The 352-nt window shown below is 43.2% G+C and carries 1 pseudogene; it reads right to left on the bottom strand.

What is annotated here, in order from left to right:
• Positions 1–183: 183 nt before the first annotated feature.
• Positions 184–352 (bottom strand): annotated as a pseudogene (locus KKC1_RS17835) (ISNCY family transposase); the annotation flags it as partial.

Raw genomic sequence — 352 nt, 5'->3', positions numbered from 1 at the left:
AATTATCGTGAGAAAATGTCACTTTTATAGTGAAGATATAACCGGGCCTGGACAATTGTAGTTATTCCGTTCGGACTGGTCAAGGGTAAAATGAACGGGCCGGAGCCCGCCCTTGACCAGACCTCACTCCATAACTTTTTGTTAATCAAGCCCGGTTAAAGGATAAGAGAGTGACAGGGAAGATTAAGCATATCTTGAGAGGAAGATCTCTTCGAGCATCTTGAGGATTTCCCTGTCACTTTCTTCAAAAGTAAGCCTTGGGAACAAAGAGCGACCGTACTTGTAATAATGGGTGTCAGGCGGTCTGTAAGTCTTTTTTTCCTTCTTTGGTGTAGATTCGGTTTTTTGAACC

The organism is Calderihabitans maritimus, assembly GCF_002207765.1.
GTDB lineage: Bacteria > Bacillota > KKC1 > Calderihabitantales > Calderihabitantaceae > Calderihabitans > Calderihabitans maritimus.
The sequence above is the reverse complement of the archived record's forward strand: the minus strand, read 5'-3'. Positions and strand labels throughout refer to the sequence as shown.